Annotated in this window: 14 protein-coding genes; 11 read left to right on the top strand and 3 right to left on the bottom strand. The window is 70.3% G+C overall.

Translation table 11 applies throughout. The annotated features are described in order from the left end of the window. Window positions 1-44 precede the first annotated feature (44 nt). Both EDF31_RS11935 and EDF31_RS11930 read left to right on the top strand, forming a co-directional pair. Entirely contained in the window at window positions 45-770 is a 726-nt protein-coding gene (locus EDF31_RS11935; protein ID WP_123292455.1) for a lysophospholipid acyltransferase family protein, read from the top strand. Window positions 771-863: 93 nt separating this feature from the next. After that, window positions 864-2249, top strand: a complete 1386-nt coding sequence (locus EDF31_RS11930) for a 3-deoxy-7-phosphoheptulonate synthase class II (protein ID WP_131846266.1) — start codon at window positions 864-866, stop codon at window positions 2247-2249. A gap of 299 nt (window positions 2250-2548) precedes the next feature. Here the strand turns inward: EDF31_RS11930 and pknB are convergent, their stop codons facing one another. Both pknB and EDF31_RS11920 read right to left on the bottom strand, forming a co-directional pair. After that, complete coding sequence (gene pknB / locus EDF31_RS11925; RefSeq protein ID WP_131846265.1) at window positions 2549-4615, bottom strand: Stk1 family PASTA domain-containing Ser/Thr kinase; 2067 nt, start codon at window positions 4613-4615, stop codon at window positions 2549-2551. A gap of 82 nt (window positions 4616-4697) precedes the next feature. Beyond that, window positions 4698-5996: a LysM peptidoglycan-binding domain-containing protein gene (locus EDF31_RS11920; protein WP_243650004.1), complete on the bottom strand. Its 1299-nt coding sequence runs from the start codon at window positions 5994-5996 to the stop codon at window positions 4698-4700. 171 nt (window positions 5997-6167) lie between these two features. Between EDF31_RS11920 and EDF31_RS11915 the strand changes: the two genes are divergently transcribed. After that, window positions 6168-6524 carry an Rv2175c family DNA-binding protein gene (locus EDF31_RS11915; RefSeq protein WP_111085815.1) on the top strand — a complete coding sequence of 119 codons (357 nt, stop codon included), beginning with the start codon at window positions 6168-6170 and terminating at the stop codon, window positions 6522-6524. A gap of 70 nt (window positions 6525-6594) precedes the next feature. Here the strand turns inward: EDF31_RS11915 and EDF31_RS11910 are convergent, their stop codons facing one another. Beyond that, the gene (locus EDF31_RS11910; protein WP_235036036.1) at window positions 6595-7692 is read right to left on the bottom strand and encodes a polyprenyl synthetase family protein; all 1098 of its coding nucleotides are present in this window, start codon (window positions 7690-7692) and stop codon (window positions 6595-6597) included. A 131-nt stretch (window positions 7693-7823) separates the two neighbouring features. On the opposite strand from EDF31_RS11910, the gene EDF31_RS11905 reads away from it, so the two are divergent. The 8 genes from EDF31_RS11905 to mraY all read left to right on the top strand — a co-directional run bounded on the left by EDF31_RS11905 (window position 7824) and on the right by mraY (window position 17052). Further along, window positions 7824-8225 carry a DUF3040 domain-containing protein gene (locus EDF31_RS11905; RefSeq protein ID WP_131846264.1) on the top strand — a complete coding sequence of 134 codons (402 nt, stop codon included), beginning with the start codon at window positions 7824-7826 and terminating at the stop codon, window positions 8223-8225. A 505-nt stretch (window positions 8226-8730) separates the two neighbouring features. Beyond that, window positions 8731-9162, top strand: a complete 432-nt coding sequence (mraZ, locus tag EDF31_RS11900; protein ID WP_071254530.1) for a division/cell wall cluster transcriptional repressor MraZ — start codon at window positions 8731-8733, stop codon at window positions 9160-9162. Between the two features lie 106 nt (window positions 9163-9268). After that, complete coding sequence (gene rsmH / locus EDF31_RS11895) at window positions 9269-10234, top strand: 16S rRNA (cytosine(1402)-N(4))-methyltransferase RsmH (protein WP_131846263.1); 966 nt, start codon at window positions 9269-9271, stop codon at window positions 10232-10234. A 1-nt stretch (window position 10235) separates the two neighbouring features. Next, complete coding sequence (locus EDF31_RS11890) at window positions 10236-10943, top strand: hypothetical protein (protein ID WP_131846262.1); 708 nt, start codon at window positions 10236-10238, stop codon at window positions 10941-10943. 49 nt (window positions 10944-10992) lie between these two features. Continuing rightward, entirely contained in the window at window positions 10993-12762 is a 1770-nt protein-coding gene (locus EDF31_RS11885; protein ID WP_131846261.1) for a penicillin-binding protein 2, read from the top strand. Window positions 12763-12776: 14 nt separating this feature from the next. After that, window positions 12777-14447 carry a UDP-N-acetylmuramoyl-L-alanyl-D-glutamate--2,6-diaminopimelate ligase gene (locus tag EDF31_RS11880; RefSeq protein WP_131846260.1) on the top strand — a complete coding sequence of 557 codons (1671 nt, stop codon included), beginning with the start codon at window positions 12777-12779 and terminating at the stop codon, window positions 14445-14447. After that, window positions 14444-15952: a UDP-N-acetylmuramoyl-tripeptide--D-alanyl-D-alanine ligase gene (gene murF, locus EDF31_RS11875; RefSeq protein WP_123292462.1), complete on the top strand. Its 1509-nt coding sequence runs from the start codon at window positions 14444-14446 to the stop codon at window positions 15950-15952. The genes EDF31_RS11880 and murF overlap by 4 nt, the downstream gene beginning before the upstream one ends. Beyond that, on the top strand, window positions 15949-17052 hold the full coding sequence (gene mraY / locus EDF31_RS11870) for a phospho-N-acetylmuramoyl-pentapeptide-transferase (RefSeq protein ID WP_131846259.1): 1104 nt from the start codon (window positions 15949-15951) through the stop codon (window positions 17050-17052). Before murF ends, mraY begins: the two co-directional genes overlap by 4 nt. The last annotated feature ends 1 nt before the right edge of the window (window position 17053 follow it).

Genomic DNA, 17053 nt, shown 5'->3' with positions numbered 1-17053 from the left:
CGGCGTAGGGTCGCTCAGGCCCACCCCACCACCTGGAGTCGTCGATGACCTACTGGCTGCTGAAGAACTTCCTGCTCGGCCCGCTCATCCTCACCCTGTTCCGCCCGTGGGTGGTCGGCCGTGAGAACGTCCCCGCCAAGGGCCCGGTCATCTTCGCGTCCAACCACATTTCGTTCATCGACTCGGTGATCCTGCCGGCCGTGCTCGACCGGCGGCTGTCCTTCCTGGCGAAGAGCGACTACTTCACCGGGCGCGGACTCAAGGGCTGGGCGACGAAGACGTTCTTCAACGCCATCGGCCAGCTGCCGATCGACCGCTCCGGTGGCAAGGCGTCCGAGGCGTCGCTCCGCACCGGCCTGCAGGTCCTGGCGCGCGGCGAGCAGCTCGGCATCTACCCGGAGGGCACCCGCAGCCCCGACGGCAAGCTCTACCGCGGTCGCACCGGCATCGCGCGGATGATCCTCGAGGGCCGGGTGCTCGTCGTCCCCGTCGCCATGGTCGGCACGCGTGAGGTGCAGCAGATCGGGCAGCGCTTCCCGAAGATCAAGCGCGTCGGCGTGGTGTTCGGCAAGCCGCTCGACTTCTCGCGCTTCCAGGGATTCGAGACCGACCGGTTCATCCTGCGCAGCGTCACCGACGAGGTCATGCACGAGCTCGCGGGGCTGAGCCGTCAGGAGTACGTGGACGTCTACGCGACGAGCGTCAAGGAACGGGCGAGCTCCGCTCGCGAGGCAGTCATGCGGGAACGGAAGTCGTCGCCCGCACGTTAGGCTCTGATGGTCCCTGCACTCCGCCAGGACGCCCGTTCTGCCGCCTTCCCGCGGCCAGGCGGGCCGCCCGCACAGAACACCGAGGTAACGCCCTTGTTCGAGTCGACCGACTTCGTCGCCCTGCAGGATCCGGACGTCATCGAGGGCCTCGACTATTGGCGCACCCTCCCCATCAAGCAGCAGCCCACGTGGCCCGACGCCGCAGCGGCCGAGGCCGCCTCGGCCGAGATCGCCACGCTGCCGCCCCTCGTCTTCGCGGGCGAGGTCGACAAGCTCCGCGAGCGGCTCGCCGCCGCCGCACAGGGCAAGGCGTTCCTGCTGCAGGGCGGTGACTGCGCCGAGACCTTCGCCGGCGCGACCGCCGACTCCATCCGCGACCGTGTCAAGACGATCCTGCAGATGGCCGTCGTCCTGACCTACGGTGCATCGATGCCCGTCATCAAGATGGGCCGCATGGCCGGGCAGTTCGCCAAGCCGCGCTCGAGCGACTTCGAGACCCGCGGCGACGTCACGCTGCCCGCCTACCGCGGCGACATCGTGAACGGCTACGACTTCACGCCGGAGAGCCGGACGGCCGACCCGCGCCGCCTGGTGCAGGGGTACCACACGGCCGCGTCGACGCTGAACCTCGTCCGCGCCTTCACGCAGGGTGGCTTCGCCGACCTGCGCCAGGTGCACTCGTGGAACAAGGGCTTCGCGTCGAACCCGGCGAACGCCCGCTACGAGCACCTCGCCAAGGAGATCGACCGCGCGATCCGGTTCATGGACGCCTGCGGTGCCGACTTCGAGGCACTGAAGCACGTCGAGTTCTACGCGTCGCACGAGGGTCTGCTCATGGACTACGAGCGCCCGATGACCCGCATCGACTCGCGTTCCGGTCTGGCCTACGACACCTCCGGCCACTTCATCTGGATCGGGGAGCGCACGCGTGACCTCGACGGTGCGCACGTGGACTTCCTGTCGCGGGTGCGGAACCCGATCGGCGTGAAGCTCGGCCCGACCACGAGCGTCGACGACATGAAAGCGCTGGTCGACAAGCTCGACCCGAACCGCGAGCCCGGCCGTCTGACCTTCATCACGCGCATGGGTGCCGGCAAGATCCGCGGCGAGCTGCCCAAGCTGCTCGAGGCGATCAAGGGAATGGACGCCAACCCGCTGTGGGTCACCGACCCGATGCACGGCAACGGCCTGACCACGCCCACCGGCTACAAGACCCGTCGGTTCGACGACGTCGTGGACGAGGTCCTCGGCTTCTTCGAGGCGCACCGCCAGGTCGGTACGTACCCGGGTGGCATGCACGTCGAGCTCACCGGTGACGACGTCACGGAGTGCCTCGGCGGGTCGGAGCACATCGACGAGGCCACCCTCGCCACCCGCTACGAGTCGCTGTGCGACCCGCGGCTGAACCACATGCAGTCGCTCGAGCTCGCGTTCCTCGTGGCCGAGGAGCTCGGCGCGCACCCGCACGTGCGCACGTAGCGCGCAGCGGGTCGCGTCAGTCCCGCCAGAGCGACAGAACCCCGCGAACTGTTCGCGGGGTTCTGTCGCTTCCGCGTGCCGGACGGGAGGCCCGTGGCGGCCCTGCCTCGCGCCTCCCGTCCGCCGTGCCGGTTGCGTCCACGTAGCGCCCCGCGACGCGTCGGCCACGCCGGTCCGCGAAAGCGACAGTGTGCCGCCGATGTTCGGCGGCACACTGTCGCTTTCGCCGTGCCTTCGGCGACGCCGTGCGGACAAGTGTCGCTTCGGCGGACCGGACCGGACCGGGCGGGCGGGACCGCCTACTGGTCGTAGGAGAGCGTGACCGTGTCGCCGCGGTACACCGTGGCTCCGCCGCCCGGGTCGGTGCCGGTCACGGGGAGCTTCGACTTCCAGTCGTAGAACCCGCACAGGATGTTCGTGCAGTCCGGCACGGCGACCTTGAGCCCGAGGCCCTCGAGCGTCGCGGTGGCCTCGTTGATCGTGGCGCCGACGACGCCGTCCTCGGGCACGGTGATCGGCGTCGGGCCCTTCGACACGACGACGTCGATCGCGGTGCCGCGCACGGCGGGGGAGTCCTGCACCTCGGCGGAGACGATCTGTCCGGAGGGGACGTCCTCGCTGAACTCCTCGGTGCGGGCGCCGAGGATGAGGCCGACCGCGTCGAGTTCGGCGGAGGCCTGGTCGACGGACTTCCCGACGACGTCCGGTACGGCGCCGAGGGACACCGTGAGCGTGACCGGACCGGTCTCGCCGTAGGCCTTGACCGACGTCAGGTCGAGCGCCTTGCCGCCGGACGCCCGGCCGGTCGCCGCGATGACGGTGTCCTTCGCGGCGTCGGCCGAGAACTCGTACCGGTTGTCCTGCAACTCGAAGTCGTCGTCGAGCGCGGCGGTGACGGTGGAGATCGGCTGCCCGACGATCGTCGGCAGCGCGATCATCTTCGGCCCGTTCGACACGACGAGCTGCACCGAGGTGCCCTTCTGCACCTCGCGCTTCGCGGCCGGCTTGGTGATGGACACCTGTCCCTTCGCGACGACGGCGTCGAACCGGGTTCCGGTCTTCGACGCCGCGTGCAGGCCCTGGGCTTCGAGCAGCTGCCGGGCCTGCGAGACCGACTTGCCCGTCACTTCGGGGATGCGCACGTTGCCGCCCGGCCCCGGCCCGAAGTACCAGCCGAAGCCCGCGCCGATGAGCAGGAGCACGACGAAGACCGACAGCGCGATCCAGCCGCGCTTGCGACGCTTCGCGGAGAGGTCGGCCAGGCGCTGTCCCGCGGGCGAGAGCACCCCGGGCTGCGCGCCCGTGCGGCGCGGGCCCGGACCGGTGTTGCGGTTCCGGGTCGTGGGACGCCCGCGGTCGGGGCTGTCGATGATCGCCGTGGCATCGGTGGCCGCCGGTGCGTCGGCGGCAGCAGCACGGGCACCAGCGGCAGCAGCACCGACACCGGCAGCGGTCCCGCCGCCGGACGGCAGGATGGCGGTCGCGTTCTCGGGCCGCAGCACGGCGGTCCGGTACTGGCCCGTGGCACGCTGCTGGTTGCCCGCCATGTGGTCGAGCATCTCGCGGGCATCGCGCGGGCGGTCCTCGGGGTCGCGGGCGGTCGACCAGGCGACGAGTTCGTCGAGCTCGGGCGGGACGCCGGACACCGCGGCACTCGGGACGGGCACCGTGTCGTTCGCGTGCTGGTAGGCGATCTGCATCGGCTGCTCGCCCTTGTAGGGCTGCTCGCCGGTGAGCATCTCGTAGAGCATGATGCCGAGCGCGTAGATGTCGCTGCGCGAGTCGGCGGCGCCACGGGTGACGAGCTCGGGGGAGAGGTACGCGATCGTGCCGAGCAGGGCGGCCCCGGTCGCGGTGTTCGCCGTCGTCGCCCGGGCCAGGCCGAAGTCGCTGAGCTTGATGCGGCCGTCGTCGGCGAGCAGGACGTTCTCGGGCTTCAGGTCGCGGTGCACGATGCCGGCGCGGTGGGCCGAGGCGAGACCAGCCAGCACGGCCCGCAGGATGTCGGTCGCCTGCTCGGGCGTCAGGGCGTGGTGCTCCTGCAGCAGGTCCCGCAGCGTGATGCCCGGGATGTACTCCATGACGATGTACGCGGTGTCGTCCTCGGCGCCCTGGTCGTAGACGCCGACCAGGTTCGGGTGGGACAGCCGCGCGGCGGACCGCGCCTCTTGGATGAAGCGCTCACGGAAGGCCTGGTCGTCGGCCAGGTGCCCGTGCATGATCTTGATCGCGACGCGTCGCTCGAGGCGGACGTCGGTCGCGAGGTACACGGTCGCCATGCCCCCGCGCGCGATGCGGGAGCGGACGCGGTACCGCTGATCGATCATGCGACCGATCATCGGATCCGTGGCGGCGTTGGTGGTCATCGGCGGCATTCTACGAATCGAGACTGCACGACACCGCACCGGCGCACCGGTCGTGACCCAATCTCGATCTTCCGGATGAGACTCAGAGGGTCGCCAGCCAGCCCTGGGCCGCGCTCGCCCAGTTGGCGTAGGCCTTGGGGTAGGCGGAGAGCTGCACGGCCTGGGCGGCGTCGGTGATGCTCATCGACGACCACCCGGGCACGTCGAGCAGCCCGCGGGTCTTGCCGACGTTCGGGTTGCTGCGACCGCCGAAGAACAGCTTCGTCGCGTACGCGGGGTCCTGCAGCTTCGCCGCGCTGCCCCAGCCCTGGCTCGGCCGCTGCTGGAACAGGCCGACCGAGTCGCGGTCGCCGTGGGGCAGGTTGCGCAGGCTCGACTCCTGCATCGCGGCGGCCAGCGCCACCACGATGCCGCGGTCGGACACCCCGAGGGAGCGGCCGACGGCGACGATGGCGGCCGCGTTCTGGCGCTGCTCGGCACTCAGTCCGACGGCGGCGCTCACCGCGGCACGCGACGGCGCCGCGGCGGTCGTCGCAGCAGTGCTCGACGACGGGATGACGAGGGTCTTGCCCGCGTAGATCGTGCTCGTGTAGGTCAGGCCGTTCGCCGACAGCAGCGAGGCGACGGAGACGTGGTGGGACGCAGCGATCGAGCCGATCGTGTCGCCCGAGGAGATCTTCACACTCGACTTCGACGAACCCGACGAGCCCGACGACGCTGCGGCCGTGGACACCGAGCCGCCACCGGACGCGCCGTGCGGTACCCGGAGCGTCTGACCGGGGTAGATCACGCTGCGCTGCGAGAGCTTGTTGGCGCTGAGGAGCGCCGTGGTCGACACGCCGACCCGCGACGCGATGCCGGACACGGTGTCGCCCGACTTCACGTGGTAGCTGGAGGTGCTCGACCCGGACCCGGACGTCGATCCCGCGCTCGTGGTCGCGCGCGCCGTGGTCACCGCGGGCGTCGACGCCAGGTGCAGCGTCTGTCCGGGGTGGATGATCGTGTTCCAGCCGAGGCCGTTGCGCACCAGGACCTCCTGCGCCGACAGGCCGAACCGGGCGGCGATGCCCGAGACCGTGTCGCCCTGACGGACGGTGTAGGTCGTGGGGGCGGGTGCCTTCGTCGTCGCGGCGACCGTCGTGACGACGGTCTGCGACGGACGTGCGACCGCGGTGCCGAAGACCGGACGGTTGCCGACGTTGCGGTCCTGGTCGACGTGACGCTTGTGGTTCGAGTCCGCGTCGTCGTGTCGCGGTTCGGCGTGGGCGACCGGGCCGGTCAAGCCGGCGGTCACCGCGATCGTGCCCGCGAGGACGATGGGCATGGTCGCGAACCGGGCGGATCGTGCGCGCCGGGCGGCTTCGTCTGCAGCGTTGTCCACGGTTTCTCCTGATCTCGACTGTCCCGTGCGCGTGCATGCGCGCACTCACAGGTGGCACAACGCTGGCATGGTGTGATTCCCAAGTCAACCAGAGAGCCGGATGTGGTGCGTGTGACGAATGTGACGAACGTTGCGTACTCACTCGGGGCCCCGCTCTGGCACCATGGGCGTGTGAGTGCTGCACCCGTCGACGACCTCTCCCTCTCCGAGCGCTGGCTGACCGTCCCCGAACTGGTGGACCTGTTCAGCACCAGCCCCGGCCGGATCCACCGCCTGTTCGAGGAGAAGACCCTGCTGGCGGCCCGCGTCGGTGGTGTCCTGCGTGTGCCGAGCGAGTTCCTCGAGGACCGCGAGCCCATGCCCGAGCTGCGCGGCACCCTGACCGTGCTCAGCGACAACGGCTTCACCGACGACGAAGCCGTCCGCTGGATGCTCACGGTCGACGACTCGATGGGCGTCTCGCCCATCGCGGCGCTGCGCGCCGGTCGCAAGGCCGAGGTGCGTCGCGTGGCCCAGTCGCTGCTCTAGACGCGTTCCGGACGGACGGGAGGCCCGGTGCCAGCTGGCACCGGGCCTCCCGTCTGTCCTGGTGTCGCGTCTACGACGACCGGCGGCTGACCGTGTCGGCCAGCGACGCGAGCTGCTCCCGTGCCGACGGCGTCAGCGGCGACGCGTCGAGCGCCGCCTTCGCACGCTGCACATGCCGGTCGATGGAACGCTCGACCGCGGCGACCGCACCGGACTCGGTGAGGGTGGCCCGGAGCATCTGCACCTGCTCCTCGTCGAGGTCGGGGTCGCCGAGGAGCTCGTCGAGCAGCTGCCGCGGGCCACTGGCCAGCGCCTTGCGGGCCGAGGCGATGAGCACGGTCCGCTTGCCCTCGCGCAGGTCGTCGCCGGCGGGCTTGCCGGTGACCTCGGGGTCGCCGAACACGCCGAGCATGTCGTCGCGCAGCTGGTAGGCGACGCCGAGGGGGAGCCCGAAGGCGCGGAGGCCCTCGAGCTGCGAGTCGCTCGCGCCGGCCACCAGCGCGCCGATGACGAGCGGTGCCTCGATCGAGTACTTCGCGGACTTGAAGACGATGACGCGCTGGGCGCGGAGGAGGTGCTCGGACTCGTCGATGACGGGCCAGGCGGTCTCTTCGTGCACGTCGAGGTACTGGCCCGCGGTGACGTCGAGGCGCATCGCGTGGAACTCCTGGCGCACGATGCGGGCGCGCACCGGGTCGAGGAGCGCGAGGCCCTCGTCGAACACCGAGTCGCTGAGGGACAGCAGCAGGTCGCCGAGCAGCAGCGCCGAGTTCGTGCCGTACTGCCCGCGGTCGCCGACGAAGCCGGACTCCTGGTGGAGGGACTCGAACCGGCGGTGTGCTGCGGGACGCCCACGGCGGGTGTCCGAGCGGTCCATGATGTCGTCGTGCACCAGGGCCGCTGCGTGGAAGACCTCGAGCGCTGCGGCGACCGTGACGATCGCCTCGGCCGTGGTCTGACGGGAGCCCTCCGCCAGCGGGTCGAACGAGCCCGAACGGCCCGCCACCGACTGCCATCCCCAGTAGCAGAACAGCGCCCGGAAGCGCTTGCCGCCGGACAGCAGATCTCGGGCGTACAGGTCGAACGGGGCGAGATCGGGGCTGATCGCGAGGAGCCGTTCACGCTGCTCGTCGAGTGCCCGGTCGATACGCGCCGATACGAGGTCCACTAATCGCGTACTCTCAGCCACAGTCCCTACCCTAGTGGAGCGGTTGGGACATAGAATCGGTCCACTCAACCGAGTGTTTTCCAGCCCGGTTGTTCAACCCCGCGTCGATCCCAGGAACAGAGGGAACCAAGATGCCGCTCTCGGAACAGGAGCAGCGCCTTCTCGAAGAGATGGAGCGCAGCCTCTACCAGAACGATTCCGATTTCGTGGCGCGTGTCACACGTCGACAGGGTCGTCCGACGTACACAGCCATCACGCTCGGAGTGCTCGGTGCACTCGCCGGCGTCGCGATCGTGATCGTCGGTCTCGTGATCAAGGCCCCGCTGCTGGGCATCCTCGGCTTCGTCGTGATGCTCGCCGGTGTGCTCTTCGCGTTGCGCCCGGGCATGCGTGCCCCGAAGGCGAAGCCCGCTCGGCCGGGTGCTCCGGCGTCCGGTGGTTCGGCTCGTCCGGCCAGTGGCGGCGGTGGCGGCGGGTCCTTCATGGACCGCATGAACGACCGCTGGGACAAGCGGAACGACCAGGGGCAGTAGCAGCCCTCCAGACTCCTCCCTCGTGACGGGGCCGGCCTTCGGGTCGGCCCCGTTTCGCGTTCCCGGGGCGGGCAGGATCGGGCGGGGCAGGTTCGTGTGCGCGCGAGTGGTCACGACATGCCGCGCGGTGGTCGCCCGGGGGCCACGAACTGTCGGCTGCGGTCCGCGCGAGCGACGGTTCGTGACCACTCGGCGTCGCGGCGGCAGTACGTCGTGACCGTGCGCTGACCGGCGGCTGGCCGTGGTGGAGCCGCCCGTGAGCCTCGGCGCGCCACGGGACGCTCCACTGGCTGCGAAAGTCCTCCACTTTCCTCCACGCCCACCACTCCCGCCCAGATCCCCGGCACGACGGGCATCCGCCACGGCTGGCCGGGCTTCGGCGCTGCCGAAACGGCCCCAAAAGGGGTGCCACGCGGCGAAAAGGGAGCGGAATCCTGGCCGAGGGGAGGGCAGTGGAGTAAAGTGGGGCTTGCAACGGTCCGGTGGAGCGGAGGGGAGGCCCGACGTGCTGCTCGGTACTCATGCCCCGAAGCTCGACGAGAAGGGTCGCGTGATCCTCCCCGCCAAGTTCCGGGACGAACTGTCCGGGGGACTCGTGATGACCCGCGGCCAGGAACGCTGCGTCGTGGTCTTCAGCGCCCGGACGTTCGAGGAACTCCACGAACGCATCCGGACCGCACCGATGACGTCGAAGCGCACCAGGGACTACATGCGCCTGTTCCTCTCGGGGGCCAGCGCTGAACAGCCCGACAAGCAGAACCGCGTGACGATCCCGCAGAACCTCCGTGAGTACGCGGGGCTCGAACGGGACCTGACGGTCATCGGCAGCGGTGACCGTGCCGAGATCTGGTCGACCACCGCGTGGGAGGCCTACTACGCCGAAGCCGAAGAGGCGTTCGCCGACAACGACGAGGAGGTGATCCCGGGGATCTTCTGATCCGTGGATCGGGACTCCCAGCCGTGAAGCCCTGACATCACTTCCCCGATGTCAGGTCGCATGGATGGGGATCCGGACCCGCGGCCCGGAAGACGAGGGGCCGCACATGGCCGACAACGACAACGGGGCACCACGCTTCCCGCACACGCCGGTGATGCTCGAGCGCATCGTCGACCTGTTCACACCGACGCTCGACGGCCCGGGCAAGGTCGTCGTCGACGCCACGCTCGGCATGGGCGGACACTCCGAGGGGCTGCTCGAGCGGTTCCCGGACCTGACGCTGATCGGTCTCGACCGTGACACCGACGCCCTCGGCATCGCGGGGGAGCGCCTGGCCCGCTTCGGCGACCGCGTCCGCCTGGTGCACACCGTGTACGACGGCATCGTCGACGCGATCGAGGGCGAGGGCTTCCGCCAGGTTGACGGCGTGCTGTTCGACCTCGGCGTCAGCTCGCTGCAGCTCGACCGGGCTGAGCGCGGCTTCGCGTACAGCCAGGACGCTCCGCTCGACATGCGGATGGACCGGACCGAGGGGCAGACCGCCGCCGACGTCCTGGCCACCTACGACGAGGGCGAACTGCGCCGCATCTTCCAGCGCTACGGCGAGGAGAAGCTCGCCGGCCGCTACGCCCGGGCCATCGTCGACCGCCGCGCGAGCGTGCCGTTCGAGATGTCGGGCGACCTGGTGCAGGTGCTCCACGACGCGACCCCGGTCGCGATCCAGCGCCAGGGCCACCCCGCGAAGCGCGTGTTCCAGGCGCTGCGCATCGAGGTGAACGCCGAACTCAGCGTCCTGGAACGCGCGATCCCGGCGGCGCTCGACGCCATCGCGGTCGGCGGTCGCATCGTCGTGGAGTCGTACCAGTCGCTCGAGGACCGCATCGTCAAGCGGGCGCTGGTGGCGCGCACGAAGTCGAGCGCCCCTGCCGGGCTGCCGGTCGAGCTCCCCGAGCACGCCCCCACCTTCTCCCTGATCGTCAAGGGCGCCGAGCTGGCCGACGAGGCCGAGCGCGCCGCCAACCCCCGAGCAACACCCGTGCGCCTGCGCGCGGCCGAGCGGATCCGGAAGTGACATGAGCACGAACCTCGCACTCGTCGACCCCGCCGTCGTCCCGTCCCGCGCCCCGCGCCCGGACCGCCAGAACCGACCGGAGCTCGTCGAGGTCACACCGACCGCGGCCCAGCGCCGTGCACGGCCCCGCATCGGCTACGCCGTCACCGCGGTCGTCGCCCTCGGCGTCCTGCTGCTCGCCCAGCTCGGCATCAGCATGGTGCTCAGCCAGGGGGCCTACACGCTGAGCGCGCTCGGCACCGAGCAGACGAATCTGTCCCGCACGCAGCAGTCGCTGTCCGAGGAACTCCGGGTGCTCGACTCGCCGCAGAACCTGGCCCGCAACGCGCAGTCCCTCGGGATGATCGCGAACTCCACGCCGGTCTACCTCGACCCCAAGACGGGCCGGGTCTACGGCACGCCGACCCCGGCGGTCGCCGACCAGGCCACCGCAGCGACCTCGAACCAGGTGCCGAACTCCCTGCTCAACGACGTCCCCCTCGCTGCGAAGCAGGGCGACACGTCGACGAGCAAGGAGACGGGCTCGACCACGGGCAGCGCCGGTACCGACGCGAAGGCCGACGACACCGCCGGCAACAGCACCGCCGACAGCACCACCGGCACCGCCGCGTCTGGGAAGACGAGCGGCGCCAGCGCGTCGGACGGGGGTTCCTCGAAGTCCTCCGTAGAGTCCGACGCGAACCAGCTCCAGGCGCCCTCCACCCGGTGACCTGCGGGTCTGAACCACCCTCAGCACCATCCGGGAAGGACCTCACCGCGTGACGAAGACGATCCGCAACCGCCGACTGCGCTACAGCATCGTGATGATCGCCGTGATCGCCCTGGTGGGTGTCTTCGTGGTCCGCCTCGTCGACATCCAGGTCGTGCAGGCCTCGGCCCTCAACGAGCAGTCGACGCAGAAGCGCAGCATCCCGGTGACGATCTACGGCACCCGCGGGTCGATCGTCGACCGCAACGGCACGGAACTCGCCGACAGCGTCACCCGGTACAACATCACCACCGCCCCGCGCCTGGTCAAGGCCTTCAAGGGCAAGCTCGGCGGGACCCGGGTCAAGGACATCAGCGTGTCGACGGCGCTCACCGCCCTGGCGAAGGCCTCGGGTGGCGACGTCGCGACCATGCGGAAGAACATCGCCGCGAACCCGAAGTCGGACTTCGCGTACCTGGTCAAGGGCCTCGACGTGAAGCACTACGAGGCCGTCACGGACCTCGGCATCCCCTGGATCTACAAGGAGCAGCAGGCGTCTCGGGTCTACCCGACGGGTGCGACCACGGGCAACGTCACCGGCTTCATGGGCACCGACGGCGCACAGGCCGGCCTGGAGTACGCCTACAACAAGTGCCTCGCCGGCACGAACGGCTCGGAGACGTACGAGCGCGGCGAGGACGGCGTCCAGCTGCCCGGCAGCACCGTGACGAAGAAGCAGGCCAAGGACGGCGGCACGCTCGTCACGACGATCGACAGCGACCTGCAGTACATGGCGCAGCAGACCATCGCGTCCGCCGCGAAGACCCTGCAGGCGGCGTCGGCGACGGCCACGGTCACGAGCGTGAAGACGGGCGAGCTGCTCGCGGTCGCCGACTACCCGACGGTCGACCCGAACGACGTCGACGCCACGACCGACAAGGGGGCGTTCGGCTCCCGTGCGCTCACCGACTCCTACGAGCCCGGTTCGACGATCAAGGCCGCCATCGCCGCCGCCCTGATCGACCAGGGCAAGTCGAGTCCCACCGACCAGGCGGTCGTGCCGTACTCGCGCACCTTCCCCTGGGGCGGCACGATCCACGACTCCGAGTTCCACGAGACCGAGAACCTGACGCTGACGGGCATCCTGCAGAACTCGTCCAACGTCGGCATCACCGAGCTCGGCGCGCGGCTGACGGCGCAGCAGCGGTACGACTACATGCAGAAGTTCGGACTGTTCGAGCCGGAGTCGGCGATCGACTACCCGGGCCAGCCGTCGATGGACTACGGCTTGAGCCCGAACTGGGACCAGCAGACGAACATCAACTCGATGTTCGGCCAGGGCATCTCGACGACCGCGGTCCAGGTCGCCAGCGTGTTCCAGACCATCGCGAACGACGGTGTCCGGATCCCGCTGCACTTCGTCAAGGGCTGCACCACCTCGGACGGCAAGACCATCGACGCGCCCGACGTGCAGAAGCAGCGCGTCGTGTCCGCCGACGCTGCGACCCAGGTCACCGACATGCTCCAGAGCGTGGTCACGGGCGGCACGCTCGTGGGCATGAAGCCGATCTCGGGCTACAACATCGCCGCGAAGACCGGTACCGCCGAGGTGGCCGAGGGCTCGAAGGGCTACGGCGGTCAGCGCATCACCTCGGTGGCCGGAATGGCACCCGCCGAAGACCCCCAGTATGTTGTCACGGTGACGTTCACGAAGCCGCAGACCAACAAGTGGTCGAGCGGAGCGGCTCCGGCGTTCCGCACACTCATGTCCCAGGTGCTCGAGAAGTACCGAGTAGCCCCCTCCGCGTCCGAGGCGAAGCTCTACCCGTCCACGTGGTGAGGAAGAAGGAACACTTGTCCGCACGGATCCCCCCGGTCCTCCGGCCCGAACACCCGACCCCGAGGGCGGTCGCCGAACTCGCGAACGCGTTCGGCCTCCGCGTCGTCGGTTCCCTCGACGCCGTCGAGACGACCGGTGTCACGCTGAGCGCCGCCGAGGTGCAGCCGGGTGACGTCTTCGTCGGCGTGCACGGTGCGAACCGGCACGGCGCGGAGTTCTCCACCGAGGCCGCCGAGCGCGGTGCCGTCGCCGTCCTGACCGACGACGCCGGCGTGGAGAGCGCACGAGCGGCCGGCCTGCCGGTCCTCGTCGTGGACGACCCCCGTGCAGCCCTCGGCGACGTGTCCGCCTGGGTGTACCGCACCCACCCGGACGAGGCCACCGACCTGCCGCAGCTGTTCGCCGTCACCGGCACGAACGGCAAGACGAGCACGTCGTACATCCTCGAGGGGATCCTCAAGCAGCTCGGCCTGGTCACCGGCCTGAGCTCGACCGCCGAGCGCCACATCGGCACGCTCAGCGTGACGAGCCGCCTCACCACGCCCGAGGCCAGCGAGATGCACGCGCTCCTCGCCCGGATGCGCGAGAGCGAGGTGCGCGCGGTCGCCGTCGAGGTGAGCGCGCAGGCCCTCAGCCGTCACCGGGTCGACGGCATCGTCTTCGACGTCGCGGCCTTCACGAACCTGTCGCACGACCACCTCGACGACTACGCCGACATGGAGGAGTACTACCAGGCGAAGCTCCCGCTGTTCCAGCCCGAGCACGCCCGTCGCGGCGTCGTCTCGCTGGACACCGACTGGGGCCACCGCGTGGTGCAGGACTCCCGCATCCCGGTCACGACGATCACCGTGCACCCGGACGTCGAGGCCGAGTGGCACGTCGACATCGTCGAGGCGCACGCCGCGTACACCGAGTTCCGCCTGACCGGTCCCGAGGGCCGCGAGCTCACCACCCGTGTGCCCCTGATCGGCTGGCACATGGCCGCGAACGCCGCACTGGCGATCGTCATGCTGGTCGAGGGCGGCTTCGAGCTCGGTGCCATCGCGCACGCGCTCGACAGCAACCACCGCCGCTACCCGGACGAAGACGACCGCGACGAGCACGAGGCCCGAAGCGACCGTGACCGCGACGGCGCCGTGCGCCGCGTCTCCGCCATCGAGTGCTACCTGCCCGGCCGGACCGAGCGCGTCTCGGGCGAGCACGGCCCGAGCGTCTACGTCGACTTCGGTCACAGCGCCGACGCGTTCGAGAACACCCTCGCGGCCGTCCGCCAGTTCACGTCCGGCAAGGTCCTCATGCTGTTCGGCGCCGACGGCGACCGCGACACCACGAAGCGCGGCGACATGGCCCGCGTCGCGGCGGCCGGCAGCGACATCCTCGTCGTCACCGACCACCACCCCCGCTTCGAGGACGCCGCGTCGATCCGGAAGACCCTGGTCGACGCCGCGCGCGAGGCGTTCCCGGACCACGAGCTGCACGAGGTGAGCCCGCCCGAGGCCGCCATCCGCGTGGCCGTCGGTCTGCTCGGTGAGGGCGACTCCATCCTCTGGGCCGGCCCTGGCCACCAGGACTACCGCGACATCGCCGGTGTCCGCACCCCCTACTCGGCACGCGACGAGGCCCGTCAGGCCCTGCGCGAAGCCGGTTGGGAGCCGAACTCCGGTCCGGCCGAGGACCTCCGATGATCGCGCTCACCCTCGCCGAGATCGCCACCGCGGTCGGCGGCGAGCTGATCGGTGGTGCCCAGGCGACCGACGTCGCCGAGCCCGGCGACCTGGTGGTGGAGGGCTCGGTCGAGACCGACTCGCGCCTGGTCCGCCCCGGCAGTGTCTTCTTCGCCCTGCCCGGCGAGGTCACGGACGGGCGCCGCTTCGTGCCCGCCGCGACCGAGGCCGGTGCCGCGCTGGTCATCACGCCCGAGCGCGTCGAGACCACCGCGCCGCAGATCGTCGTCGCGGACGGCTACGCCGCCCTCGCCGCGCTCGCGCACGAGGTCGTCACCCGGGTCCGGATGGCATCCGCCGACCGCGTCGACGCCGAGGGGCGTCCGGCACCGCTCAAGGTCGTCGGCATCACCGGCTCGAACGGCAAGACGAGCACGAAGAACATGCTCCGCACGATCCTCGAGCAGCACGGCGAGACCGTCGCGCCCCAGGGGTCCTTCAACAACCACGTCGGGGCACCGATCTCGATGCTCCGGGTCACGTACGACACCCGGTTCCTGGTCGTCGAGATGGGGGCCAGCGGCGTCGGTCACATCGCGGCACTCGTCCGCATCGCCGAGCCGGACGTCGGTGTCGTGCTCAAGGTGGGCCTGGCGCACGCCGGCGAGTTCGGCGGCATCGAGGCGACGCAGCGCGCGAAGTCCGAGATGGTCACCGACCTGCCCGCCTCCGCGACCGCACTGCTCAACGTCGACGACGACCGGGTCGCGTCGATGCGCGACCTGACGGCCGCCCAGGTGGTCGGCTTCGGCACGTCGGCGGATGCCGACTACCGCATCACCGGCATCGAGACGGACCGCAGCGGCACCCGCTTCACCCTCACCGCGCCTCCCGTCGATCAGGAAGGCGACCGTCCGACGGACGGTACCCAGCCTGGAGGCCCGGATCACGTGGACGTGCGCCTCGCGATCCTGGGTGAGCACCACGCGATGAACGCGGCCGCCGCCCTGACGGTCGCCCACCGCTGGGGCGTCCCGCTCGCCGACGGCGCCGCGGCGCTCGCGTCGATGACGCGCGCCGAGCGCTGGCGCATGGAGCTGCTGCAGGGCGGCCCCGAGGGCGTCACCGTGATCAACGACGCCTACAACGCGTCGCCGGACTCGACCGCAGCGGCGCTGCGGACCCTGGCGCAGATCGTGCGCCCGGGGGAGCGGACCGTCGCCGTGCTCGGCGAGATGGCCGAGCTCGGCGAGTTCTCGACCGAGGAGCACGACCGCATCGGTCGGCTCGTCGTCCGTCTCGGCATCGGTCAGCTCGTGGTCGTCGGCCGCGGCGCGATGCCCATCCACCAGGCAGCCACCCTCGAGGGATCGTGGGACGGCGAATCGGTGTTCATCGAGGACGTCGACGACGCCGTCCGGTCACTCCAGGACATGCTCCGCCCCGGCGACGTGGTCCTGGTCAAGTCCTCGAAGTCGGCCGAACTGCGATTCCTCGGCGACCGCCTCGGAGGTGTCACCGAATGATCGCGCTCCTCATCGCCGGCGCTACGTCGCTGGTGTTCACGTTGCTGCTCACCCCGTTCTTCATCAAGCTGTTCCACCGTCTCGGGTGGGGGCAGTTCATCCGTGACGACGGTCCGCAGTCGCACCACACCAAGCGCGGCACCGCGACGATGGGCGGCATCGTCCTCATCATCGGCGCCGTGATCGGGTACTTCGTCGGCCACCTGGTCGGACGTGACTCGATCACCCTGTCCGGCCTGCTCGTGCTGTTCCTCATGGTGGGGCTGGGCTTCGTCGGGTTCATCGACGACTTCCTCAAGGTCCGGCGCCAGCGGAGCCTCGGGCTCGGCGGGTGGGCCAAGGTCCTCGGCCAGGTCATCGTCGGCGTCATCTTCGCCACGGTCGCCCTGGTCGTGCCGACGTCGAACGGCAAGCCCCCGGCGTCGACCATGATCTCGGCGATCCGTGACATCCCGTGGCTCGACTTCATGGCGCTCGGCACGGTCATCGGCACCGTGCTGTTCCTGGCCTGGATCGTGCTGCTCACGGTGTCGACGTCGAACGGCGTCAACGTCGCGGACGGGCTCGACGGTCTCGCGACCGGCTCGAGCATCCTGGCGATCGGCTCGTACGTCATCATCGGCTTCTGGCAGTCCAACCAGATCTGCGGCGGCGCCCGTCTCGACTCGAACACCGCACACGCCTGCTACACGGTGTCGAACCCGCTCGACCTCGCCGTGGTCGCGGCCGCGGTCTGCGGTGGGCTCATCGGGTTCCTCTGGTACAACACCTCGCCGGCGCAGATCTTCCTCGGCGACACCGGTTCGCTCGGCCTCGGCGGCGCGCTGGCGGGTCTCGCGATCCTCAGCCGCACCGAGCTCCTGCTCATCCTGATCGGTGGCCTGTTCTTCATCGTCACCGGCTCGGTCATCCTGCAGCGGGCGTACTTCAAGATCACCCACGGCAAGCGGATCTTCCGGATGAGTCCGCTGCACCACCACTTCGAGCTGAAGGGGTGGGCCGAGGTGACGGTCGTCGTCCGGTTCTGGATCATCGCGGGGCTCTTCGTCGCCGCGGGGGTCGGCCTCTTCTACCTCGAATGGATCGCACGCGTTGGTTGAC

This window comes from Curtobacterium sp. PhB142 (assembly GCF_004341255.1).
Classification (GTDB): domain Bacteria; phylum Actinomycetota; class Actinomycetes; order Actinomycetales; family Microbacteriaceae; genus Curtobacterium.
This window is presented reverse-complemented; position numbering and strand designations above follow the sequence as displayed.